The 739-nt window shown below is 50.1% G+C and carries 2 pseudogenes; both read left to right on the forward strand.

Annotated features, from left to right (window positions below):
* Window positions 1–290: 290 nt before the first annotated feature.
* Window positions 291–374, forward strand: a pseudogene (locus ABLN87_RS22325) (IS5/IS1182 family transposase); the annotation flags it as partial.
* A 189-nt stretch (window positions 375–563) separates the two neighbouring features.
* Window positions 564–739 (forward strand): annotated as a pseudogene (locus ABLN87_RS22555) (DDE-type integrase/transposase/recombinase); the annotation flags it as partial.

Consider the following 739-nt stretch of genomic DNA (forward strand, 5'->3'; position numbering starts at 1 on the left):
AGTGCAGGTCTCGGTGGTTGAATACGTAAGAGCCGTAGAGGTTCGTAGGGCCTGTGACGATGGGACACTAACATTTTGCATAACAAAACTCCTGTTTTCCAAAAGATGACATCCACAAAAATGAAATCAAACTAAAGAAAAAATCTCCAAAAAAGTATCTATCGCTCAAACCCATAAACTTGTCCGGTAGGCGCTGATGCCAGACGATTTCAGGGGCTGGGTCCTAGGCTCAGGACCCATTGATTTTCAAAGCGCTGTATGTTTCACGGCTTGGAAAATGGAGCGATGTTATGAGCGACCTTTTCTGGCTGACTGACGAGCAGATGGCCACGCTTTCCTCTTTCTTCCCGCGGTCGCATGGCAAGCCGCGGGTGAGCTTCCCCAACTGAACCGGTCCACCGTTATGTTCAGGAAACGGAGGACAGAGAATGACAAACAAGAGACCGAAGCCCGAAGAGATAGTCTCGAAGTTACGGCAGGTTGAAGTTCTGATGTGGCAAGGGATGTCTCGTCTTGATGCGATCAGGCAGATTGGCGTTGTTGAACAAACCTATTACCGCTGGCGAAAGAGGCCAGAGTATCGCAATCATGTATGGAGCTATGATTTCGTCCATTGTCGAAACGACGATGGCAAAGCTTTTCGGACGCTGAACATCCTTGATGAGCACAGCCGGGAGTGCCTGGCGATTAGAGTGAAGCGCAAGCTGAACTCGGTCGCCGTGATCGACGCCCTGACGGA

The organism is Ruegeria sp. SCP10 (assembly GCF_040329495.1).
In the GTDB taxonomy this organism is placed as follows: domain Bacteria; phylum Pseudomonadota; class Alphaproteobacteria; order Rhodobacterales; family Rhodobacteraceae; genus Ruegeria.